This window comes from Promicromonospora iranensis, from assembly GCF_028994775.1.
Taxonomy (GTDB): domain Bacteria; phylum Actinomycetota; class Actinomycetes; order Actinomycetales; family Cellulomonadaceae; genus Promicromonospora; species Promicromonospora iranensis_A.
On sequence record NZ_JAJQMN010000003.1, the window covers coordinates 336283 to 357739 of the forward strand.

Annotated in this window: 21 protein-coding genes; 11 read left to right on the top strand and 10 right to left on the bottom strand. The window is 71.4% G+C overall.

Features of this window, described 5'->3' with window-relative positions; all coding sequences use genetic code 11:
• Position 1: 1 nt before the first annotated feature.
• Complete coding sequence (locus tag LUU90_RS06910) at positions 2–598, bottom strand: TetR/AcrR family transcriptional regulator (RefSeq protein WP_275002621.1); 597 nt, start codon at positions 596–598, stop codon at positions 2–4.
• Positions 599–660: 62 nt separating this feature from the next.
• Between LUU90_RS06910 and LUU90_RS06915 the strand changes: the two genes are divergently transcribed.
• A complete protein-coding gene (locus tag LUU90_RS06915; RefSeq protein ID WP_275002622.1) occupies positions 661–1488 on the top strand; it encodes an SDR family NAD(P)-dependent oxidoreductase in 828 nt (275 codons plus the stop codon).
• A gap of 129 nt (positions 1489–1617) precedes the next feature.
• The gene (locus LUU90_RS06920; RefSeq protein WP_275002623.1) at positions 1618–2652 is read left to right on the top strand and encodes a glycine betaine ABC transporter substrate-binding protein; all 1035 of its coding nucleotides are present in this window, start codon (positions 1618–1620) and stop codon (positions 2650–2652) included.
• A gap of 142 nt (positions 2653–2794) precedes the next feature.
• On the opposite strand, the gene LUU90_RS06925 is transcribed toward LUU90_RS06920, so the two are convergent.
• Positions 2795–4393, bottom strand: coding sequence for a dihydrolipoyl dehydrogenase family protein (locus LUU90_RS06925; RefSeq protein ID WP_275002624.1), 1599 nt, complete (start codon positions 4391–4393; stop codon positions 2795–2797).
• 123 nt (positions 4394–4516) lie between these two features.
• A complete protein-coding gene (locus tag LUU90_RS06930; RefSeq protein WP_275002625.1) occupies positions 4517–6913 on the bottom strand; it encodes a Tex family protein in 2397 nt (798 codons plus the stop codon).
• A 209-nt stretch (positions 6914–7122) separates the two neighbouring features.
• Here LUU90_RS06930 and LUU90_RS06935 point away from each other — a divergent pair, with 209 nt between their 5' ends.
• Both LUU90_RS06935 and LUU90_RS06940 read left to right on the top strand, forming a co-directional pair.
• Positions 7123–8514, top strand: coding sequence for an OFA family MFS transporter (locus LUU90_RS06935; RefSeq protein WP_275002755.1), 1392 nt, complete (start codon positions 7123–7125; stop codon positions 8512–8514).
• A gap of 2 nt (positions 8515–8516) precedes the next feature.
• Positions 8517–8675 carry an MFS transporter small subunit gene (locus LUU90_RS06940; RefSeq protein WP_275002626.1) on the top strand — a complete coding sequence of 53 codons (159 nt, stop codon included), beginning with the start codon at positions 8517–8519 and terminating at the stop codon, positions 8673–8675.
• A 68-nt stretch (positions 8676–8743) separates the two neighbouring features.
• Here LUU90_RS06940 and LUU90_RS06945 read toward each other — a convergent pair whose 3' ends face one another.
• A complete protein-coding gene (locus LUU90_RS06945) occupies positions 8744–9235 on the bottom strand; it encodes a MarR family winged helix-turn-helix transcriptional regulator (protein ID WP_275002627.1) in 492 nt (163 codons plus the stop codon).
• Between the two features lie 30 nt (positions 9236–9265).
• Here LUU90_RS06945 and LUU90_RS06950 point away from each other — a divergent pair, with 30 nt between their 5' ends.
• Positions 9266–10129, top strand: a complete 864-nt coding sequence (locus LUU90_RS06950; RefSeq protein WP_275002628.1) for an alpha/beta hydrolase fold domain-containing protein — start codon at positions 9266–9268, stop codon at positions 10127–10129.
• Positions 10130–10352: 223 nt separating this feature from the next.
• Positions 10353–10856 carry an RICIN domain-containing protein gene (locus LUU90_RS06955; RefSeq protein ID WP_275002629.1) on the top strand — a complete coding sequence of 168 codons (504 nt, stop codon included), beginning with the start codon at positions 10353–10355 and terminating at the stop codon, positions 10854–10856.
• A gap of 27 nt (positions 10857–10883) precedes the next feature.
• Here LUU90_RS06955 and fdhD read toward each other — a convergent pair whose 3' ends face one another.
• Positions 10884–11696 carry a formate dehydrogenase accessory sulfurtransferase FdhD gene (gene fdhD / locus LUU90_RS06960; RefSeq protein WP_275002630.1) on the bottom strand — a complete coding sequence of 271 codons (813 nt, stop codon included), beginning with the start codon at positions 11694–11696 and terminating at the stop codon, positions 10884–10886.
• Positions 11697–11773: 77 nt separating this feature from the next.
• Here fdhD and LUU90_RS06965 point away from each other — a divergent pair, with 77 nt between their 5' ends.
• Positions 11774–14101: an FdhF/YdeP family oxidoreductase gene (locus LUU90_RS06965; RefSeq protein WP_425596203.1), complete on the top strand. Its 2328-nt coding sequence runs from the start codon at positions 11774–11776 to the stop codon at positions 14099–14101.
• Positions 14102–14163: 62 nt separating this feature from the next.
• Here the strand turns inward: LUU90_RS06965 and LUU90_RS06970 are convergent, their stop codons facing one another.
• A complete protein-coding gene (locus LUU90_RS06970; RefSeq protein ID WP_275002631.1) occupies positions 14164–14982 on the bottom strand; it encodes a MerR family transcriptional regulator in 819 nt (272 codons plus the stop codon).
• 104 nt (positions 14983–15086) lie between these two features.
• Here LUU90_RS06970 and LUU90_RS06975 point away from each other — a divergent pair, with 104 nt between their 5' ends.
• Positions 15087–15905 (top strand): SDR family oxidoreductase, encoded by an 819-nt coding sequence (locus LUU90_RS06975; protein ID WP_275002632.1) that lies wholly within the window; start codon positions 15087–15089, stop codon positions 15903–15905.
• Between the two features lie 39 nt (positions 15906–15944).
• Complete coding sequence (locus LUU90_RS06980; protein ID WP_275002633.1) at positions 15945–16322, top strand: nuclear transport factor 2 family protein; 378 nt, start codon at positions 15945–15947, stop codon at positions 16320–16322.
• Between the two features lie 83 nt (positions 16323–16405).
• Here the strand turns inward: LUU90_RS06980 and LUU90_RS06985 are convergent, their stop codons facing one another.
• The 3 genes from LUU90_RS06985 to trmB all read right to left on the bottom strand — a co-directional run bounded on the left by LUU90_RS06985 (position 16406) and on the right by trmB (position 19330).
• Positions 16406–18040, bottom strand: a complete 1635-nt coding sequence (locus tag LUU90_RS06985) for a solute symporter family protein (RefSeq protein ID WP_275002757.1) — start codon at positions 18038–18040, stop codon at positions 16406–16408.
• Between the two features lie 11 nt (positions 18041–18051).
• Positions 18052–18390 carry a DUF485 domain-containing protein gene (locus LUU90_RS06990; protein WP_275002634.1) on the bottom strand — a complete coding sequence of 113 codons (339 nt, stop codon included), beginning with the start codon at positions 18388–18390 and terminating at the stop codon, positions 18052–18054.
• Positions 18391–18514: 124 nt separating this feature from the next.
• Positions 18515–19330 (bottom strand): tRNA (guanosine(46)-N7)-methyltransferase TrmB, encoded by an 816-nt coding sequence (trmB, locus tag LUU90_RS06995; RefSeq protein ID WP_425596204.1) that lies wholly within the window; start codon positions 19328–19330, stop codon positions 18515–18517.
• Positions 19331–19470: 140 nt separating this feature from the next.
• On the opposite strand from trmB, the gene LUU90_RS07000 reads away from it, so the two are divergent.
• Positions 19471–19752 carry a hypothetical protein gene (locus LUU90_RS07000; protein ID WP_275002636.1) on the top strand — a complete coding sequence of 94 codons (282 nt, stop codon included), beginning with the start codon at positions 19471–19473 and terminating at the stop codon, positions 19750–19752.
• Positions 19753–19764: 12 nt separating this feature from the next.
• On the opposite strand, the gene LUU90_RS07005 is transcribed toward LUU90_RS07000, so the two are convergent.
• Positions 19765–20367 carry a TetR/AcrR family transcriptional regulator gene (locus LUU90_RS07005; RefSeq protein ID WP_275002637.1) on the bottom strand — a complete coding sequence of 201 codons (603 nt, stop codon included), beginning with the start codon at positions 20365–20367 and terminating at the stop codon, positions 19765–19767.
• 88 nt (positions 20368–20455) lie between these two features.
• Between LUU90_RS07005 and LUU90_RS07010 the strand changes: the two genes are divergently transcribed.
• A complete protein-coding gene (locus LUU90_RS07010; protein ID WP_275002638.1) occupies positions 20456–21454 on the top strand; it encodes an alpha/beta fold hydrolase in 999 nt (332 codons plus the stop codon).
• Positions 21455–21457 lie beyond the last annotated feature (3 nt).

The following is a 21457-nucleotide window of genomic DNA, read 5'->3' on the forward strand; positions in this document are numbered from 1 at the left end:
GTCAGGCCCGGACGGCCGCGACCGCCGCGTCGAACAGCTCCACGGGGTCTGCCGCGCCGTCCGACTCGCGCCAGGCCTCGACGGCGATGTCGAGGCAGGCGAGCGCCGCGGCGATGATCGCGCGGGCGCGCGGGTCGGCGGTGGCGCCCGGAGCGATGCCGAGCCGGCGCTCGACGTCGGGGGCGAACAGCTCCTGCCAGCGCAGGTGCTTCTCGAGGTGCTTCGCACGGAGCGACGGCGCGTCCGAGTACATGCGGGCGATCTCCAGCTCGGTCACGGCGTCCGTGTCGGGGCCGCTCAGGGTCTTGAGCGCCTCGCTGAGCGCCTCCCACGCCGTCTCGGTCGCCGGGCGCGCCTCGAGCGCGTCGCGCACACGGAGCCCGAGCGCCTCGAGGTCACCCATGACGACGTCTTCCTTGCTCCCGAAGTAGTGGAAGAACGACCGCCGCGAGATCCCGGCGGCGGACGCGATCTGGTCGACGGTGGTCGCCTCGAACCCCTGCTCGGCGAACAGGCGCAGCGCCGTGTCGGTGATCTCGGCGCGGACGGCCCTGCGTGTCCGCTCCCGCAGCGTCAGGTTCTCAGGCGTCGAACTCATGGAGGGATCCTACCGTCGGTGCAAAGCTTGCACTCAGTGTCATGTTCTGCGTACGGTGCAGTATGGCCTCCATCGACTTCACCGCCCAGACCACCCTCGTCACCGGCGCCAGCTCGGGTATCGGCGCCGCGTTCGCCCGAGCACTCGCGAAGCGCGGCTCCGACGTGATCCTGGTCGCCCGCCGCATCGACCGGCTGCAGGAGCTCGCGAGCGAGCTCGAACGTGAGCACGGTGTGCGCGCCACCCCGATCGCCCTCGACCTCAGCCGCCGCGGAGCCGGACAGATCCTCGCCGGTGAGGTCGCGGCGCGCGGCCTCACCGTGACGGGCCTCGTCAACAACGCCGGTTTCGGCACCGACGGACCGTTCCACGAGGAGGACCCGGACCGGCTGCAGGACGAGATCACCGTGGACGTGGCCAACGTCGTCGACATCTCGCGGGCCTTCATCGAGCCGCTGCGGCAGGCGGGACGCGGAATCCTGGTCAACGTCGCGAGCATGGCCGCCTACCTGCCCGGGCCGGACATGGCCGTCTACTCGGCCTGCAAGGCCTTCGTCCTGAACTTCACCGAGGCACTCTGGTTCGAGTCCCGGTCGAGCGGACTCCGCGTACTGTCCCTCGCTCCCGGCCTGACCCGCACCGAGTTCTTCGACGAGCTGGCGGGCGGCGCGTACCGGGGCAGCTACCAGACTCCCGAGCAGGTGGTCGAGACAGGCCTGCGCTCGCTGGACCGCGGCAACCGGCGACCCAGCGTCGTCTCGGGACGGGGCAACGCGATCGCCGCGGGAGCCGGGCGCTTCTTCAGCCGACGCCGCGCCGTGCTGCTCTCCGGTTCGGCCGGCGCCCGCTCACGCAACACCGCGGGCCTGGCCGCCTCGGCGGCCGGGTGAAGCGTCCGTGGTGAATGTAACGACCTTCTCACGAGCGGGTTTACCCCTTGCCATAGTTCCCCGGCCGGGGTCGAATGGGAGCGATCGAAGCCATAGAACAGTTGTACGTCACCCAAATCGGAGACATCGATGAAGTTCCCCCGTACGCACGTGTCCCTACCCAGGGCGCTCGGCGCGGCGGCCGCCGTCGTCAGCCTCACGCTCCTCACCGCCTGCGGTGAGCCGGGCTCCGCCGGAGGGAGCGGCGGCGGCAGCACCTCGACGGGCGGCAGCAGCATGGCTGCCTGCGAGGCGGTCCCGGGCGACGAGCTGGTGGTCCTCGACGACGACAAGCAGCTGCAGACCGTCGACAACATCATCCCGGCGGTCAACGCGGCAGCCGTGGAGGGTGACGACACCCTGATCCCGCTCCTCGACACGGTGTCGGCGGCACTCGACACCGACACCCTCATCGGCCTGAACAAGGCCGTCGACGTCGACCGCCGCACCTCCAAGGAGGTGGCCGAGGAGTTCGTGGCCGACGCCGGTCTCGACAACCCCGAGCAGAGCGGCAGCGGCGAGATCGTCGTCGGCGCGGCCGACTTCGCGGAGAGCGCCACCCTCGGCACCATCTACGTGACGGTCCTGAACGCCGCCGGCTACGACGCCGAGGTGACCACCATCGGCAACCGCGAGACCTACCTCCCGGCGCTGGAGGACGGCGCGCAGGTCCAGGTGATCCCCGAGTACGTGGGTACGCTCACCGAGTTCATCAACAAGGACGTCAACGGCGCCGACGCGGAGCCGGTCGCCAGCAGCGACCTCGAGGCCACCACCGAGGCGCTCACCGGGCTGGGCGAGGAGATCGGCCTCGTGTTCGGCGAGCCGTCCCCCGCGCAGGACCAGAACGCGTTCGCCGTGACCAAGGCCTTCGCCGACGAGCACGGCGTCGCGACGCTCAGCGAGCTCGCCGAGGCCTGTGGCGGTCTGGTGCTCGGCGGCCCGCCGGAGTGCACGGAGCGCCCGTTCTGCCAGCCGGGTCTTGAGGACACCTACGGCCTGGAGTTCGCGGAGTTCCGCTCGCTCGACGCCGGTGGCCCGCTGACCAAGTCGGCGCTCCAGCAGGGTGAGGTCACGCTCGGCCTGGTCTTCAGCTCGGACGGCTCCCTGACCCCGTCCGAGTGACGCCACCCGACGCCACCTGAGTAGCCCCGACACGTAGCCGTCGTGTCGGGGTTACTCCTTTCGAGGCCTAAGTTTCTCCCTCTTGAAACAGTTCAGAGCGGAGCAACTTTGGCCTCGAAGCGGAACATCTCAACGCGCCGGATCAGAGCCCGTACGACTCCAGGAAGCGGAGCCAGACCTCGCTGACCGTCGGGTACGCGGGGACCGCGTGCCACAGCCGCTCCAGCGGCACCTCGCCGACGACGGCGATCGTCGCGGCGTGCAGCATCTCGCCGGCGTCGGGCCCCACGAACGTGGCGCCCACCAGGACGCGCCGCTGCGTGTCGACGAGCACCTGGGCACGCCCCGTGTACCCGGGCGTCTCGACGCTCGCGCCGGCCACCCAGGCCAGGTCGTAGGACACCGCCTCCACCGGGATCCCCGCCGCGCGCGCCTCGCGCTCGGTCGGTCCCACCCACGAGACCTGTGGCTGCGTGAACACGACCTGGACGGGAGCGGTGTGGTCGGCGGTCGCGGCGTACCGCGACCACGCCTTCCCCTCCTGCCCGACGGCGGGCGCCGGGTCACCGTCGGTCGGCGCCCGGTCCCCCGCCTCCGTGCCGTACCGAGCGGCGACCACGTCGCCGACGACGCGCGCCTGGTACTTGCCCTGATGCGTGGTCGGTGCGCGGCCCGTGACGTCGCCGCAGGCGTAGAGCCAGCCGCCTGGCACGCCGGTGACCTGCATCGAGTGGTCCACCACGAGGGCACCGCCGCGGCCGAGGCCCGACTCGTCGAGGCCCACGCTCTCCACGCCCAGGTCGGCGGTGCGCGGCACGCGACCGGTCGCCACGAGGATCTCGGCGCCGGTGATCTTGTCGCCGTCGCTCAGGGTGACGGTCACCGGACCGGTGGCCTCGCCCTCGGCCCCGGAACCCGCGCCGGGACGCTCGACCGACGTCACCTCGACGCCGGTCCGGACGTCCACTCCGAGCGCGCGCAACGCGTCACCGACCATCTCCCCCGCGAACGGCTCGGCGTTCGACAGCAGGCCGCCCCGGGCCACGAGCGTCACCTGCGCGCCGAGGTCCGCGTACGCGTTGGCCATCTCGACGCCGACCACGCCGCCACCGACGACCACCAGGGACTCGGGGACGGCGTCCGCCGCCGTCGCCTCGCGGCTCGACCAGGGGGACGCCTCGGCCAGCCCCGGGGTGTCCGGCAGCACGGGCACGCTACCCGTCGCGACGACGACCGCGTGCCGGGCGCGGAGGAGCCGCGTCACCGGCGTCTCCCCCGTCTCGGCCTCCCCGAAGCCGCCCGCGCCGTCACCGTCACCCTGGCCGTCGGACGCCTCGGACCTGCCGGTACCGGCCGGCGGCACGGTGACCTCGACGAGCCGTTCCCCGGCCAGCCGGCCGTGGCCGCGCACGAGGGTCAGGCCTGCGCCCTCGACCCACGAGACCTGGCCGGCGTCGTCCCAGCCGCTGGTGATCTCGTCCCGCCGCGCGAAGACGGCGGCGACGTCGGGCGCACCCGGGTCCCGCAGGCCTGGCGTGTCCCGGGCGACAGCGCGTACCGCTCCCGCGCGCAGCAGCACCTTGGACGGCATGCAGGCCCAGTACGAGCACTCACCGCCCACCAGCTCGGACTCGACCAGGGCGACGGACAGACCGGTGCGCGACGCGCGGTCGGCCGCGTTCTCCCCGACCGGCCCGCCGCCGATCACGATGACGTCGAACAGCTCCTCAGAAACACTCATGCGGTCATCGTGAACCCCTGGCGGCTCCATCGCCAGAGGGCTCGACGGGGCAGCACCTCACAAACCCCGTCGGACGCACAGTTCACCCGGGTGAGCCGTGCGTCCGACACGTGGTTCAGACGGTCAGGCCAGACCCGCCTTGCGCAGTGCGTCTGCCATCGCGGTGTCCGCGGGCGCGGGCCGGCCGCGTCCGCCCTGCCCGCCTTGACCTTGCCCGCGCCCGTTCCGGCCGCGGCCCTCACCGCCACCCGGACGTCCCCCGCGCTGGCCGCCACCAGAGCCCTGCCCACCAGCGCCCTGCCCACCGGAGCGGGAGCCGCCGGAGGTGCGCCCACCCGGCGTCACGCCGACCTCGTCGTCCAGGCGCAGCGTCAGGGAGACCCGCTTGCGCGGCAGGTCCACGTCCATGACCTTCACCTTGACGATGTCGCCCGACTTCACGACCTCGCGCGGGTCGCTGACGAAGTTCTTCGACATCGCCGAGACGTGCACCAGGCCGTCCTGGTGCACACCGATGTCCACGAACGCGCCGAACGCGGCGACGTTCGTGACCTGCCCCTCGAGCACCATCCCGGGCACCAGGTCGCCGAGCGTCTCGACGCCGTCCGCGAAGGACGCGGTGGTGAACGCCGGGCGCGGGTCGCGCCCCGGCTTCTCCAGCTCGGCGAAGATGTCGGTGACGGTGGGCAGACCGAAGGTCTCGTCCACGAATTCGGTGGGTCGCAGCGTGCGCAGCGCCCCACCGTTGCCGATGAGCGCCTGCACGTCGGTGCCCGCCGCCGTCACGATCCGCCGCGCCAGCGGGTACGCCTCGGGGTGCACCGACGACGCGTCCAGCGGCTCGTCACCGCCCGAGACCTTGAGGAAGCCCGCGCACTGCTCGAACGCCTTGGGCCCCAGCCGCGGCACCTTCTTGAGCGCCGCACGCGACGGGTAGGGCCCGTTGGCGTCGCGGTAGGACACGATGTTCTCCGCGAGCGTCGAGGTGATGCCCGAGACCCGGGACAGCAGCGGCACCGACGCGGTGTTGAGGTCCACGCCGACGCCGTTCACGCAGTCCTCGACGACGGCGTCCAGCGACCGCGACAGCTTGGTCTCGCTGATGTCGTGCTGGTACTGCCCCACGCCGATCGACTTCGGGTCGATCTTCACGAGCTCGGCCAGCGGGTCCTGCAGCCGACGCGCGATGGACACGGCGCCACGGATGGACACGTCGAGGTCGGGCAGCTCGGCGCTCGCGTAGGCGGACGCCGAGTACACGGACGCCCCTGCCTCGGACACGATCGCCTTGGTCAGTCCGAGCTCCGGCGCCTTCTTCATGAGGTCGGCGGCCAGGCGCTCCGTCTCGCGCGACGCCGTCCCGTTGCCGATCGCCACGAGGTCCACGTGGTGCTTCTTCGCCAGGGTGGCCAGCTTCGCGAGCGACTCGTCCCAGCGGTTCGCCGGAGCGTGCGGGTAGATCGTCGCGTACTCCACGACCTTTCCCGTCGCGTCGACCACCGCGACCTTGACACCCGTGCGCAGGCCAGGGTCGAGGCCCATCGTGGCCCGCGTGCCTGCCGGTGCGGCGAGCATCAGGTCACGGAGGTTGGCCGCGAAGACGCGGACCGCCTCGTCCTCCGCCTCGGAACGCAGCCGCAGCCGCACGTCGATGCCGAGGTGCACGAGAATCTTGGTGCGCCAGGCCCAGCGCACGGTGTCGGCGAGCCAGCGATCGCCGGGGCGGCCCTGGTTCGCGATGTTGAACTGGTGCGCGATGGTCGCCTCGTACGACGTCGGCACGCCTGCCTCGATGCCTTCCTCCGGCTCGATCGTCAGGTCCAGCACATCCTCCTTCTCGCCCCGGAAGAGGGCGAGCACCCGGTGTGACGGCAGGCTGGACAGCGCCTCGGAGAACTCGAAGTAGTCCGAGAACTTCGCGCCCTTGTCCTGCGCACCGTCGCGGACGGTGGACAGCATGCGGCCGCGCTTCCAGAGCCGCTCCCGCAGCGTGCCGATCAGATCGGCGTCCTCACCCATGCGCTCCACGAGGATCGAGCGGGCACCGTCGAGCGCCGCAGCCGTGTCGGTGACGCCCTTGCCGGCGTCGACGTACGGGCCGGCGGTCTCCGTCGGGTCGAGCGACGGGTCGCCGAGCAGCGCGAGGGCGAGCGGCTCCAGGCCGGCCTCCCGGGCGATCTGCGCCTTCGTGCGCCGCTTCGGCTTGTACGGGAGGTAGATGTCCTCCAGGCGTGACTTCGTCTCCGCCGACAGGATCTGGGCACGCAGCTCGTCCGTGAGCTTGCCCTGCTCCTCCACCGACGACAGGATCGCCGCGCGCCGTTCCTCCAGCTCGCGCAGGTACCGCAGCCGCTCCTCGAGCGTGCGCAGCTGCGCGTCGTCGAGCGTGCCCGTGACCTCCTTGCGGTAGCGGGCGATGAACGGCACCGTCGCGCCGCCGTCGAGCAGGTCGACGGCCGCCGTCACCTGTCCTTCCCGAACACCCAGCTCCTCGGCGATCCGCCGGTTGATACTTGCCACTTGTTCCCTTACCTCGCTTCTAGAAGGTCGGGACAGATTGTGCCTGGCACCACTGACACTTGTCGCATTCCGCGGTGCGTGTCAGCCGCCCCGGCCCGCAGCACTGACCATTGACCGAAGCAACCCGCCCCCAGTAGCGTGCGCAGCAAATCGGGTGAAACCTCATTTTTGCGGCCGATCCCCCGAGCACGAGGAGGTGCCCCGTGGCGTTGTCGTTCCTCGACCGCGAGCACACGGTGGCCAGGCCCGGCTACAGCAGGTGGCTCATTCCGCCGGCGGCGCTCGCCATCCACCTGTGCATCGGTCAGGCGTATGCCACCAGCGTCTACAAGAACGCGCTGGTCACGCACTTCGAGTCGAGCCTGACGGCGATCGGCGTCATCTTCTCGATCGCGATCGTCATGCTCGGCCTCTCGGCGGCAGTGCTCGGCACCTGGGTGGAGCGCGCAGGCCCCCGGGCCGCCATGTTCGCGTCCGCCTGCTTCTGGGCCTCCGGGTTCCTCGTCGGGGCGCTCGGCATCGCGACGTCGCAGCTGTGGCTCGTCTACCTCGGCTACGGCGTCATCGGCGGGATCGGGCTCGGCATCGGCTACATCTCCCCCGTGTCCACGCTGATCAAGTGGTTCCCGGACCGGCCGGGCCTGGCCACCGGCATGGCGATCATGGGGTTCGGCGGTGGCGCGCTCGTCGCCTCGCCCCTGTCCCGGCAGCTCATGGCGTTCTACGACAGCGGCTACGATCCCACCGACCCCACCTCCGTGGCGTCCGGCAGCGCCGTCACCTCGCTCTTCGTGACCTTGGGCCTCGTGTACTTCCTCGTGATGATGCTCGGGGTGTTCACGGTGAAGGTCCCGCCGCCCGGATGGGCGCCCGCGGGATTCGACGCCGGCGCGGTGACGGCCAAGCCGATGGTGTCGGCCGCCGACGTGTCGGCCGCCAACGCGATCAGGACCCCGCAGTTCTGGTTCCTGTGGACGGTCCTGTTCTGCAACGTGACCGCGGGCATCGGCATCCTCGAGCAGGCGGCCCCGATGATCCAGGACTTCTTCCGGGACGGCGGCACCTCCTCCGTCGCTCCGACCACGGCGGCCGGCTTCGTCGCGTTCCTGTCCCTGTTCAACATGGCGGGCCGCTTCGTGTGGTCGTCGACGTCGGACTACATCGGCCGCAAACCGACCTACATCATGTACCTCGGCGTCGGGATGGTCCTCTACGTGCTGCTTGCCACGGTGGGACACCTCTCCACACTGGTCTTCGTGCTCGTCGCGGCGGTGATCCTCTCCTTCTACGGCGGTGGCTTCGCCACGGTCCCCGCCTACCTGCGCGACCTGTTCGGCACGTTCCAGGTCGGCGCCATCCACGGCCGCCTCCTCACCGCATGGTCCGCGGCGGGCATCGCCGGGCCGCTGATCATCAACGGGTTCCTGGACGCGCAGGGAACGCCGGGCGAGCTGGTCGCCGCCGACTACCGCCCCGCACTGTTCACCATGGTCGGGGTGCTCGCGGTGGGCTTCATCGCCAACGTCCTGGTCCGGCCGGTGGCAGCGCGGTTCCACGAGAAGCCCGGCCGCACCGACACGTTGGCCGAGGGAAAGGTGTGACGATGCCGGAGCAGACCCCTGAGCGGACCGGGCAGCCGGTTCCCGAGCCGACGTCGAACCAGGTCCCGCGGCTGGTCGTCACGTGGCTGGTCGTCACCGTCCCGCTGGCCTACGGCCTCTTCCAGACGATCAAGAGCGTCGTCCCGCTGTTCACGGGCTGAGCGCCGGTCCAGGACACCCGCGCGCGGTGACCGCCGAATCACCTTCCGCGGCCACGCAACATCCCGCCTCAGCCCGTACGCCCCGCCTCCAGCGCCGCGCGCACCGCCGCGAGCACGTGCGCGAGGTGCGCCAGGTCGCCGGCGGGCACACCCGTGCCGCGCAGCACCGCGGCCACCTCACGGTCGAGCGCGGGCAGCGTCTCGTCCAGGATCTGCCGCCCGGCCGGGGTGAGGACGAGCAAGGAGGACCGGCCGTCCTCGGGGTTGGCGTCCCGACGCACGAGCCCGTCACGGACCTGCCGCTCGATCCCCTTGCTGGCCGCGCCCACGGTGATGCCGAGCCGCCGGACCACGTCCGAGACCCGGCAGCCCGGGACCTCCGCGACGGTCCGGAGCAGGTCGATCCGGCCGAGCCCGTGGCCGTGGCGGTCGCGGAGCCGGGCGTCCAGCAGGGTGTGGAGCCGAACCTCGACGCGGACCAGGTCGTCGAGCAGCTGCGCCGGCCCGAATCCGGCGGCGCCCGACGGAATAGATTCTGCGGAATCGTGTTTGGCTTCCATGGAATCTATCTTCGGGCACGGAGGAGAACCATGGACCAGAAATCGCTCGCCGAGCTCCGCGGCTTCTACGCCTCGTTCGGTCAGCTACCGGTACCGGACGGCACCCGCGTGTCGGAGACCGGCCTCGGTGGCGTCCCGGCACTGGAGGTCGACGTGCCGTCAGCCGATGACCACGCCGGTGTGCTGCTCTACCTGCACGGCGGCGGCTACGTGATCGGAACCGCCCGTACCGGGGTGCCTCTCACCGCCGCGCTCGCCGCCCGTGCGGGCCTGCGCGCGCTGTCGCTCGACTACCGCATCGCCCCCGAGCACCTGTTCCCCGCCGCGGTGGACGACGCGCTGGCCGCCTACCGAGCGCTGGTCGACGACACCGACCCGGCGCGCGTCGTCCTCGCCGGCGACTCGGCCGGCGGCGGCCTCGCCCTGGCGACCCTCCTGGCGGCGCGCGACGCCGGCCTCCCGCAGCCCGCCGGGGTGGTGTCCTTCTCCGGCTGGTTCGACCTGACGCTGTCGGGCGCCAGCCTCACCGCCAAGGAGAGCGTGGATCCCGTCTTCGACGCCGCCGACATCCGCGAGTACGCCGACGCGTACCTGCCGGACGGCGTCGACGCCGACTCCCCGCTCGCGAGCCCGCTGCTCGCCGACCTGCGCGGCCTGCCGCCGCTCCTGCTCCAGGTCGGCTCGCACGAGGTGCTGCTCGACGACTCCACGGGCCTCGCCGCCCGTGCCGCCGCCGCCGACGTCGAGGTCACCCTGGAGGTCTACCCGGGCAGCGCGCACGTGTTCCAGCACCAGCACGCCACGGAGCCGACGGCGGCGCGCGCCCTGGGCCGCGCCGCGACGTTCCTCGCGCGCCGGCTCGGGGAGGGCCATCCGGTGAACAGCGCACGCTGAGGCTCCCGCGCCCCGTCTGATACATCGCAGGGAGGTGTTTCGGGCGCCCCGAGGCAAGTTTCGCCGGGTGTCGAACGTCGTCGCGCGGGCAGGGCACCTGGACCAGGGTTCGTGGTGTTCCGCGCAGCGCCCGGCACGGGGTCGGGCGTACGGGACGCGGAGCAGGACGGAAGATGCAATGTCTCCTCAGAAACGAACACTCGCCGCACTGTCAGTTCTGCTGATGACGCTCCTCGGCGTCCTCGGCGGCTCCCAGGCGGCGCTGGCGTCCTCCTCGGAGGACGCCGTGCCCACGGCTCAGGGCTCCAGGACGGCGCTGGAGCCCCTGCCGGCGACCGTCACGCCCTCCAGGGCGGCGGACGAGATCCTGCGGTACCGGAACCAGGCGACCAACCGCTGCATGGATGACAGCAGTGCCGGATTCCGGACGTGGACGTGCTTCCAGAACAGCAACCAGACCTGGACCGCGCACCCGTGGAACGACGGGACGTGGCGGTTCCAGAACCACGCGACCGGTCGATGCATCCAGGCGACCGGCGCGAGCACGCTCCGCACGTGGACCTGTGACTCGTCGGAGAAGCAGAGCTGGTACATCACGTACTGGAACGACGGCACCCGTCGGCTTCAGAACGAGTACTACGGCACGTGCATCGACGACTCCAACGGCAGCGGCTTTCGTCTCAACCTGTGCAACTCCAGCACGTTCCAGAGCTGGTGGCGGCAGTGATGGTCAGCACGCGCACCGCGTGCTGACTCAGCGCACCCGGTCCGCCCAGGTGTATACGTTCATCGAGTCGCCGCGCACGAACCCGAGCAGGGTCAGGCCGCACTCGTCGGCCAGGTCCACGGCGAGCGTGGACGGCGCCGAGATGGCGGACAGCACCGGGATGCCGGCTCGCGCCGCCTTCTGCACCAGCTCGAACGACGCCCGCCCGCTGACCTGGAGCACCCTCCCGGCGGCGGGCAGGGCGCCGTCGCGCAGCGCCGCGCCGACCACCTTGTCGACGGCGTTGTGCCGGCCGACGTCCTCACGGACGTACAGGGGCTCGCCGTCGGCGGTGAACAGGCCCGCCGCGTGCAGGCCACCGGTCCGGTCGAAGGCCCGCTGGCGCTCGCGCAGCAGGTCGGGCAGGGCGGCGATCACGTCCGCATCGACCGTCACCGGATCCTTGGCGACCGGCCAGCGCAGCCCTGCCCGAACCTCCACCACGGTGTCCGACCCGCACACCCCGCACGCGCTGGTCGTCGCGAAGGCCCGCTGCCGCGGCGGCTCGACGCCGCGGGCGAGCGCCACCTCCACCGTGTTGTCCTCGTCGGGACACAGCCGCATCGCCACGATGTCCTCTCGCGCGGCCACAGCGCCCTCCGAGACCAGCCAGCCGGCCACGAGGTCGAAGTCGTCACCCGGCGTACGCATCGTCACGGTCAGCACGCTGCTGCCCTGCTCCGGGCCGGTGTGGACCAGCCGCACCATCAGTGGTTCCTCGACGGCCAGCGTGTCCGGACGTGTCGCACGCGCGCCCTCGCGGACGCGCACGACGCGCCGTCGATCGGTGACGACTCCCATGCCGCCAGTCTCGCACCCGCACGGGGCGAAATGTCCAGGCTCTCCCCACAGGGTGAAGTCCGGCGTAGGGTCGAGCCGTGACCGACGTGAGCGACGAGGCCCGCACCGAAGCCCCCGAGAAGACCCTGCGCATCGGCCCGCCGAAGAGCAGCGCCGCCGGCGTACCCGGGGTGGTGCACGGTCTGGCCCATGTCCTCGACGAGGCGGGTGTCGCACGTGGTCTGCGCACCCTGCCCCTCCTCAACCAGCACCGCGGCTTCGACTGCCCCGGCTGCGCGTGGCCGGAGCCGGGCAAGCCGCACCTCGCGGAGTTCTGCGAGAACGGCGCCAAGGCGGTCGCGGAGGAGTCCACGCGCCGGCGCGCCGACGCGGCGTTCTTCGCGGAGCACCCGATCTCCGAGCTGGCGACCTGGACCGATCACCGGCTGGGCAAGTCCGGGCGGCTCACCGAGCCGATGCTGCGCGACGAGGGCGCCGACCACTACCGGCCCGTCTCCTGGGACGAGGCTCTCGACCTGGTCGCCACCGAGCTCCGCGGCATGGAGTCGCCGGACCAGGCGGCGTTCTACACCTCGGGCCGCACCAGCAACGAGGCGGCGTTCGTCTACCAGCTGCTGGCCCGCAAGCTCGGCACGAACAACCTGCCGGACTGCTCGAACATGTGCCACGAGTCGTCGGGCACCGCCCTCGTCGAGACACTGGGCATCGGCAAGGGCAGCGTGTCGCTGGAGGACATCACCTACCACGCCGACCTGATCGTCGTCGTCGGGCAGAATCCCGGGACCAATCACCCGCGCATGCTCACCGCGCTCGAGGAGGCCAAGGACCGCGGTGCGCGGATCGTGGCCATCAACCCCCTGCCCGAGGCCGGGCTGCAGACGTTCAAGAACCCACAGCGGGTGCGGGGCGTGGTCGGGCAGGGCACGAAGCTCGCCGACCGGTTCCTGCAGGTCCGCCTCGCCGGCGACCTCGCCCTCTTCCAGGCGGTCAACCGCCTGCTCCTGGAGGCGGACGACGACGCCCGCACGGCCGGGCACCCGGGCGTGCTGGACCACGAGTTCATCGCCGAGCACACCTCGGGCTTCCCCGAGGCCGCGGCCGCGTGGCGCAGCCTCGACTGGGCCGACGTGGACGCGGCGACCGGCCTGGACCGGTCCGAGATCGAGGACTTCGTCGGTGACGTCCTGGCCGCCGACAGGATCATCGTCTGCTGGGCGATGGGCCTGACCCAGCACAAGCAGGCGGTGGCGACGATCCGCGAGGTGGTGAGCTTCCTGCTCCTGCGCGGGAATGTCGGCCGACCGGGCGCGGGAGCCTGCCCGGTGCGCGGGCACAGCAACGTGCAGGGCGACCGCACCATGGGCATCTGGGAACGGCCTACCGGGGCGTTCCTCGACGCGCTGGCCACGGAGTTCGACTTCCAGCCCCCGCGCGCCCCCGGGCACGACGTCGTGGACACGGTGCGCGCGCTGCGCGACGGGGAGCTGCGGGTCTTCATGGCGGTGGGCGGAAACTTCGCCGCGGCCACTCCGGACTCCGCCGTCACCGAGGCCGCGCTGCGCGAGGTGCCGCTCACGGTGCACGTCTCGACCAAGCTGAACCGGTCGCACGTCCTGCCGGGCAAGCGGTCCCTGGTCCTGCCCTGCCTGGGCCGCACCGAGCGGGACCACACGGGCGGGCGCGAGCAGGTGGTGACCGTCGAGGACTCGATGAGCGTCGTGCACACGTCCCGGGGCCGGCTGGACCCGGCCTCGGACTCGCTGCGCAGCGAGACCGCCATCCTCTGCGATCTCGCGCGCCGCACGCTCGGGGCCGACGACCCGACCCCGTGGGAGGAGTTCGCCGGCGACTACGCGCGCGTCCGCGACTCGATCTCGCGCGTGGTCCCGGGCTTCGAGGACTTCGAGCGACGCGTGGCCGAGCCCGGTGGGTTCGTGCTGCCACACCCGCCGCGGGACGCCCGCCTCTTCCCGACGACCACCGGCAAGGCGAACTTCACGGTGAACGAGCTGGAGGTGGTCCAGGTCCCGGAAGGCCGGCTGCTGCTCCAGACCGTCCGCTCCCACGACCAGTTCAACACCACGGTCTACGGTCTCGACGACCGGTACCGCGGCGTGAAGGGCGGGCGGCGGGTCGTGTTCGTGCACCCCGAGGACCTCACGGCCCTCGGGTTCGCCGACGGCGACACGGTGGACCTGATCAGCGAGTGGCGGACGGCGGACGGCACGGTCGAGGAGCGCCGGGCGCCCGGGTTCCGTGCCATCGCCTTCCCGACGGCGCGCGGCTGCGCGGCGGCCTACTTCCCGGAGACCAACGTGCTGGTACCGCTGGACCACACGGCGGACCGCAGCAATACCCCGGCGTCGAAGTCGGTGGTCATCCGCCTGGACCGCCCCGCCCGTTGAGTGCTGGCTATTTGTTGGGTTCAGCGGTGCAGACCCACAAATAGCCAGCACTCAACGAGGGGTCAGGTCAGACGGAAGACCGGCCAGGCCAGCTCCGTGCGCCAGGACGCCCGGTCGGAGGTGTCGGCCGGGGCGACGAGATAGGTCTCGCGCACCGGGCCCTCGACCGCCAGGGCGTGGTCGACCACCCATGCGCCGAGCCTGCCGTACGTGACGTCGATGTCGTCGTGCGGGCCGCGGTGGACCACCGTCGCGAGCTCCGCGGCGGGCAGCTCGACCGGCCGCACCCGCCCGTGCTCCGGCGGGTCCGCCACGGGTCGGTACACCAGCACCGACCCATGCCCGTCACTGAACAGCTCGTTCGCGTAGTGCCCGCCGGGCGGCCCCAGGCGGTCGTGGCCGGCGACAGCGGCATCCAGCTCCGCCATGGCCGCCGAGTACCAGGCCAGGACCTCGTCCTGCGCGACCACACCGGTGATCGCCGCGACCCGCCGGGCGGGCTCGGTGCGCAGCGCGACCTCCGGCGGCGTGCTCGGGCTGAGCAGCTGCCGCAGGGAGGCGACGGCGGCCCGGGTCCGATCGAGCTCCGCCTCCAGCCGCCGGAGATGACCGGTGACGAGCTCCGCCCGAGCCTCGGCGTCCTGCGTCGCGAGGATCTGTTGCACCTCCGCCAGGGGCACGTCGAGCTGCCGCAGGCGGTGGATCACCTGGGCGGGCGGGATCTGCGCGCTCGTGTAGTACCGGTAGCCGCTGACCGGGTCGACCCGCTCCGGCTCCAGCAGCCCCGATTCGTGGTACCGGCGCAGGGTGCGCACGCTCAGGTGGGTGAGCTGGGCGAACTCACCGATGGTCAGACCCCGGTCCACCACATGACTGGTCACCGCATCACTTCTCACCGCACCACTGTGCACCCTCCCCCGGGGAGAGGCTCGACCGGGAGCGGCCGGTTGACCCTCTCCCCGGGGGAGGCCGCAGCGTGGGGGCCATGCACACCACCGACGACGCCTCCCCACCGCCCGTGACCATCAGCGACCGTCTCGACGGCCGCCGCGCCCTCGTGACCGGTGCCGGCCGGGGCACCGGTGCCGCCGTCGCGGCACGTCTGCGCGAGGCCGGAGCGATCGTGCTCGGCACGGCCCGCACGGCACCCCCGGTACTGCCTGACCGGCACGACTTCGTCGTCGCCGACCTGACGTCTCCCGACGGCGTCGCGCGCGTGGCCGAGCAGGCCGCCGAACGGCTCGGCGGCCTCGACATCCTGGTGAACACGCTCGGCGGGTCGCGGTCGCCGTCCGGCGGCTTCGCGGCCCTCACCGACGAGCACTGGGCCCACGAGCTGGACCTGAACCTGCTCGCGGCCGTCCGGCTCGACCGGGCCCTGGTCCCCGGCATGGTCGGTGCCGGCCGGGGAGCGGTGGTGCACGTCGCGTCGATCCAGCGCAGGCAGCCCCTGCACGCGGCCACGCTCGGCTACGCCGCGGCCAAGGCCGCGTTGACGACGTACAGCAAGGGGCTGGCCAACGAGGTGGGCCCGTACGGCGTCCGGGTCAACGTCGTCTCCCCCGGCTTCATCCGGTCGTCGGGTGCGGACGGCCTGGTCGAGCGCTTGTCCACCGGTCAGGGCATCACGCGGGAGGAGGCCCTGGGCCAGGTCATGGACTCGCTCGGCGGCATCCCGCTCGGGCGGCCGAGCGAACCCGCCGAGGTGGCAGAACTTGTCGCGTTCCTCGTCGGCGACCGCTCGGCGGCCATCACGGGTGCCGAGCACACGATCGACGGCGGGACGGTCCCGACGGTCGGCTGACACCGCCGTCGGACACACACCGAGGAAAGGAAGAACAGCATGAACGCAGCACAGGAGAGCACCACCACAGGAGGCGACGCCGCCGAGCTCGGCGACGTGCCCACCGTCGTCGCCGCGCACCAGGCGGCCCACGAGGCACGCGACGTCGAACGGGAGTTGGCCTGCTTCGCCGAGCATGCCTCCGTCACCGACGAGGGCCACACCTACCGGGGCCTGGCCGAGATCCGGGCCTGGCTGGGCCGCGCGGCGAACGAGTACACCTACACGAGCGAGCTCACCGCCGTCCGCCAGGACGACGCGGAGCACTGGACAGCCATGCGGCACCTGGAGGGCGACTTCCCGGGTGGCGTCGTCGACCTCCGCTACCGTTACACGCTGGACGCCGACCGCATCGTGCACCTGACCATCGCCCCCTGAAGCCAGTTGAGTGCTGGGTATTTGCGGGTCAGAGCCTCCTGATCGCACAAATACCCAGCACTCAACGAGGGTGGTTCAGCCGGTCAGTGCGCCGTCGCCTTCTCCGCGCCCGCGCCCGTCAGGGAGCGGACCTCCATCTCGGCGTACTTCTCCGGGTGCGACCGCTCCTTGCTCAGGTACGTGCCGACGATGCCGAGCACGAACGCGAGCGGGATCGTCACGATGCCCGGGTTGTCGAGCGGGAACCAGTGGAAGTCGATGCTCGGGTCGCTGATCATCGACTTGCTGAGCCCGGTCACCGGGTCGGCGGGCTTGCCCGACACGACGGGCGAGAAGATGATCAGCACGATCGTCGAGATCAGGCCGCCGTAGATGCTCCACAGCGCGCCGGACGTGTTGAACCGCTTCCAGAACAGCGAGTAGATGATCGTCGGCAGGTTCGCCGACGCCGCCACGCAGAACGCCAGCGCCACGAGGAACGCGATGTTCTGCCCGTTGGCGAAGATGCCGCCGATGATGGCGATGATGCCGATCACGACCACCGTCCAGCGGGCCACCTTGACCTCGCCGTCCGGCGCGACCTGCCCCTTCTTGATGATCGAGGCGTAGATGTCGTGCGAGAAGCTCGCCGCCGCGGTGATCGTCAGGCCGGCGACCACGGCGAGGATGGTCGCGAAGGCGACCGCCGCGATGATGCCGAGCAGGATCTCGCCGCCGAGCTCGAACGCCAGCAGCGGGGCCGCGGAGTTCTGTCCGCCCGGTGCCGCGAGGATCGCCTCGGGTCCGACCAGCGCCGCCGCCCCGTACCCGAGCACCAGCGTGAACAGGTAGAAGATGCCGATCAACCAGATCGCCACGACCACGGACTTCCGGGCCTCCTTGGCGGACGGCACCGTGTAGAAGCGCATCAGCACGTGCGGCAGACCCGCGGTGCCGAGCACCAGCGCCAGCGCGAGGGACAGGAAGTCGAGCTGCGAGACGGCGGTGGCGCCGTACTGCAGACCCGGCTCGAGGATCGCCTCGCCGTTCTCGCCGGCCATGTTCACGGCCTCCTGCATGACAGCGGACAGGTTGAAGCCGAAGAGGGCCAGCACCCAGATCGTCATGGCCCCGGCGCCCAGGATGAGCAGGGTCGCCTTGATGATCTGCACCCACGTGGTGCCCTTCATGCCGCCCACCAGCACGTACAGGATCATGAGGGCACCCACGACGGCGATGACGACGCCCTGTCCGGCCTGGTCGGTGATACCGAGCAGGAGAGCGACCAGCCCGCCCGCGCCCGCCATCTGCGCCAGCAGGTAGAAGAACACCACCGCGAGCGTCGAGATCGCCGCGGCCATCCGGATCGGCCGCTGCTTGAGCCGGAACGACAGCACGTCGGCCATCGTGAACTTGCCGGTGTTGCGCAGCAGCTCGGCGACCAGCAGCAGGGCTACGAGCCAGGCCACGAGGAAGCCGATCGAGTACAGGAAGCCGTCGTACCCGTTGACGGCGATGGCACCCGCGATCCCCAGGAAGCTCGCCGCGGACAGGTAGTCGCCGGCGATCGCCGTGCCGTTCTGGGTGCCGGTGAAGTTGCGGCCGCCGGCGTAGAAGTCCGCGGCGCTCTTGTTCTGCCGGGACACCCGGAAGACGACGATCAGGGTGACGACGACGAACGCCGCGAAGATGCCGATGTTGATCCAGATGTTGCCGACGTTCGTGGCCGCCGCTGCCATGACCGTCCCGTTCACAGCGCGCCCTCCTCGATCTCCTCGCGCAGGGCCTTGGCCCGGGCGTCGAACTTGTTGTTCGCCCACCGCGCGTAGAGCGTGGTGATCACGAACGTGGACACGAACTGCAGCAGCCCGAAGATGAGACCCACGGTGATGGTGCCGCCCACGCGGATGCTCATGAAGTCGTGCGCGTACGTGCTCATGAGCGCGTACAGCAGGTACCAGACGAGGAACAGCGCCGTCATCGGGAAGACGAAGTTGCGGAAGGCCTTGCGGAGACTCTGGAACTCGTCCGATCTCTCGACCCGCTGGTAATCGGTTTCTACAGGCCCTGAAGCCTCTACATCACTCAAGACGCCTCCATTGGCTCATGGGGGCGCGCGCTGTGCCCGCGACCCGGTGCGCCCTTCGCACCGCGGCCCAATGTGCCGCATTTCACATGGCTGAGGCAAACGCCTTTCCCGGCACGTCGCCAGGTCAGCGTCGTACGTACTCCAGGTCGGCGATCTTGCGTCCGGCCTGGTGAGCCTTGCGCTCGAACCCGGTGAGCACGCGCCGCTCGAACCGGGGGGCCAGGGCGCCCGCGCCGTGCGCGTTGGTGAGCCCGGCGTCGGCTTCGAGCACCTCGACCATCTGCTCGGCGTACTCCGCCCAGTCGGTCGCGAGCCGCAGGATCCCGCCGGGCCGCAGCACGCGGGCCGCGAGCGCCGCGAACTCCGCGGTGACCAGACGGCGCTTGTGGTGGCGCGCCTTGTGCCAGGGGTCGGGGAAGAAGACCCAGAGCTCGTCGACGGACCCGGCCGGGATCGTGGTCTCCAGCAGCTCGGCCGCGTTGGCCTGCACGAGCCGCAGGTTCGGCAGCCCGTCCTGGCCGAGGGCCGCTCCGGCCCGCTCGGCACGCGCGATCGTGTGTGCCAGGCCGGGCTGGTAGACCTCGACGGCGAGGTAGTCGCGTGCGGGGTCGGTGACGGCCGCCTCGACGACGGCGTCGCCCAGACCGGAGCCGATCTCCACGACCAGCGGTGCCGTGCGGCCGAACACCGCCGCCGCGTCAAGCACGTACCGAGGGTCGACGGAGGTCCGGGCGATCGCCCGGGGCACGTCGATCAGGTAGGTACCGTGCCGCTCGGCCCACATCCGCTTCTGGCTGTCGGTGAGCCGGCCGGACCGGCGCACGAACGACACCGGCTTCGTCCGGAACCCCGCGAGCTCGGGCCGGTCCGCGGCGTCGGGCCGGTCCGCGGCGTCGGGCTGGTGCGGGGCGTCGGGCTGGGGCGGAACGGGCTGACTCACGGGCACAGCGTACGAGGTGGCGGCCGGGCGTTGCGTATCCGCAAGGATTCGGGGCTCGCCGTGCGGGCGGGCTCCGGCCTACGGAAGGCTGGGAGCGGATCACCTGAAGCACCCCCGGACGACCTCTGATCGGAAGCACCATGACCGACCGCGGCTCGTGCTCCCAGGTCGAGCTCGACGGACGGCGCGTCGTGATCGACCTGTCCGACGCCGACCTCGCACAGCTCACCAGGATCGCGACGAGGCGCCGCGCCTGCGCCCCCGATCTCGTCCTGGACTGGATCCGTCGTGGGCTGTACGGCGAGGGCGCCTGGGCCGAGCTGAGCGGCAGGCCTGACCGGATGGCGCGTGACGTCGCGGTCGCACGACAGATCGACGAGCTGTTCGAGGGCCTGCTCGGCGACCACCGCGACAGTGACTGACCCGCCGGCGCCTCAGAGCCGACCGACCTCCGCCTCGAGCATGCTCACGGCCTCGGCCGGCTCGAGGTCGCCGACCAGGACCCGGAGCGTCAGGCCGTCGGCCAGGGCGAGCAGGCGCCTGGCCTGCTGCAGCGCCGCCGGGTCGTCGGCGTCGTCTCCGGGACCGGCGCCGGCCAGGTCAGCCCGGTCATCCCGGTCGGCCCGGATCAGCCGCACGCACTCCTCCTCCGCGCCCCGGCGGGCCTCGGCCAGCACCTGGCGGACGGCGGAGTCGTTGATCGACTTCGCCACGTAGGCGTACCAGACACTGACGCCCATGCGCCCGGCGTCGTCCCGCGGGATCTGCTGGCTCACGACGTGCAGCAGGCGCTCGCGCGGCGCGGCGTCGGCCGTCTCCCGGTAGCCGCCGTACGCGCTCTGGACCAGCGAGGTGCACCCGGCGAGGACGAGAGCCTCCTTCGTGCCGAAGTAGTGCTGGATCCGCCCCATCGAGACGCCCGCCTCCGCCGCGACGTGCCGCAGGCTGACGCCCTCGATCCCGTGCTGGGCGATCACCAGCCAGAGCGCGTAGACGATCTCCCAGCGGCGTTGTTCATGGTCGACGACTCTCGGCATGCGCCCACGATAACAATACGGTCGCATCGCAACCTGTTACGATGCGATCGTATTGCAAAACAGCCGACGCCCCCGGGAGGACCCTCCGATGCGCACGAACCACTCCGGACCGAAGCGCCGCCGCTGGCCGACAGTCCTGCTGACCCTCGTCGCGGTGGTCTCGACGAGCGGACTGGCGCTGCTCGTCGCGACCGGCGGCCCCGCCGTCGGCCATTTCCGCTCGCCCGACGCGCGCCAGACCTACGCGGACGCGTACGCCGAGGCGCTGGACCGCCTACCCGAGCCCACGGAGACGCACGACATCGAGACGAGCTTCGGCACGGTCCGCGCCTACGCCTGGATCGCGAAGGGGCAGCGTGACACCACCCCCGTCGTCCTGCTTCCCGGGCGTTCGGCGGCCACGCCCATGTGGGGCGACAACCTGCCGCACTACGTCGAGCACCGCACCGTCTACGCCTTCGACGTCATCGGCGACACCGGCCTGTCCGAGCAGACGATCCCGATGCGCAACGTCGGGGACGCAGCACGGTGGGTGGACGAGGCGATGGCAGGCCTGGACATCGAGCGCGCCCACCTGATGGGCCACTCGCAGGGCGGCGGCCTGGCCGCCGCCGTCGCGGTGCGGCACCCGGAGCGACTGGCCAGCCTGACGCTGATCGAGCCGGTCCTCACGCTGGGCTCGTTGCCCATCTCGGTGGTGGTCGACAGCATCCCGGCCTCGCTGCCGTTCCTCCCGCAGTCCTGGCGCGAAGCGGCCCTGAACCGCATCGGCGGCGTCACGGACGAGGAGGTCGACCCGGACGACCCGCTCGCCCGGATGATCGCCGTGGGTTCGCAGCACTACGACTCGTCGGGCCTGCCCAATCCCGTCCAGCTGACCGATGCGGAGCTGAAGGACCTGCCGATGCCGGTCTACGTGGCGATCGCGAGCGACTCCTCCCTGGCCGGCGGCGAGGCCGCGGACAAGGCCCAGCTGATCCCGGACGCCCAGGTGAAGATCTGGCCCGACACCACCCACTCGTTGCCGATGCAGGTTGCCCCGGCGCTCGACGCCGAGCTGGAGGCGTTCTGGCGCACCCACGACTAACCC

What these genes read in the sequence shown, in the direction of transcription:
- LUU90_RS06910 (WP_275002621.1), bottom strand. Translation starts at nt 598, where the DNA reads ATGAGTTCGACGCCTGAGAACCTGACGCTGCGGGAGCGGACACGCAGG.
- LUU90_RS06915 (WP_275002622.1), top strand. Translation starts at nt 661, where the DNA reads ATGGCCTCCATCGACTTCACCGCCCAGACCACCCTCGTCACCGGCGCC.
- LUU90_RS06920 (WP_275002623.1), top strand. Translation starts at nt 1,618, where the DNA reads ATGAAGTTCCCCCGTACGCACGTGTCCCTACCCAGGGCGCTCGGCGCG.
- LUU90_RS06925 (WP_275002624.1), bottom strand. Translation starts at nt 4,393, where the DNA reads ATGAGTGTTTCTGAGGAGCTGTTCGACGTCATCGTGATCGGCGGCGGG.
- LUU90_RS06940 (WP_275002626.1), top strand. Translation starts at nt 8,517, where the DNA reads ATGCCGGAGCAGACCCCTGAGCGGACCGGGCAGCCGGTTCCCGAGCCG.
- LUU90_RS06945 (WP_275002627.1), bottom strand. Translation starts at nt 9,235, where the DNA reads ATGGAAGCCAAACACGATTCCGCAGAATCTATTCCGTCGGGCGCCGCC.
- LUU90_RS06950 (WP_275002628.1), top strand. Translation starts at nt 9,266, where the DNA reads ATGGACCAGAAATCGCTCGCCGAGCTCCGCGGCTTCTACGCCTCGTTC.
- LUU90_RS06955 (WP_275002629.1), top strand. Translation starts at nt 10,353, where the DNA reads ATGACGCTCCTCGGCGTCCTCGGCGGCTCCCAGGCGGCGCTGGCGTCC.
- fdhD (WP_275002630.1), bottom strand. Translation starts at nt 11,696, where the DNA reads ATGGGAGTCGTCACCGATCGACGGCGCGTCGTGCGCGTCCGCGAGGGC.
- LUU90_RS06975 (WP_275002632.1), top strand. Translation starts at nt 15,087, where the DNA reads ATGCACACCACCGACGACGCCTCCCCACCGCCCGTGACCATCAGCGAC.
- LUU90_RS06980 (WP_275002633.1), top strand. Translation starts at nt 15,945, where the DNA reads ATGAACGCAGCACAGGAGAGCACCACCACAGGAGGCGACGCCGCCGAG.
- LUU90_RS06985 (WP_275002757.1), bottom strand. Translation starts at nt 18,040, where the DNA reads ATGGCAGCGGCGGCCACGAACGTCGGCAACATCTGGATCAACATCGGC.
- LUU90_RS07000 (WP_275002636.1), top strand. Translation starts at nt 19,471, where the DNA reads ATGACCGACCGCGGCTCGTGCTCCCAGGTCGAGCTCGACGGACGGCGC.
- LUU90_RS07005 (WP_275002637.1), bottom strand. Translation starts at nt 20,367, where the DNA reads ATGCCGAGAGTCGTCGACCATGAACAACGCCGCTGGGAGATCGTCTAC.
- LUU90_RS07010 (WP_275002638.1), top strand. Translation starts at nt 20,456, where the DNA reads ATGCGCACGAACCACTCCGGACCGAAGCGCCGCCGCTGGCCGACAGTC.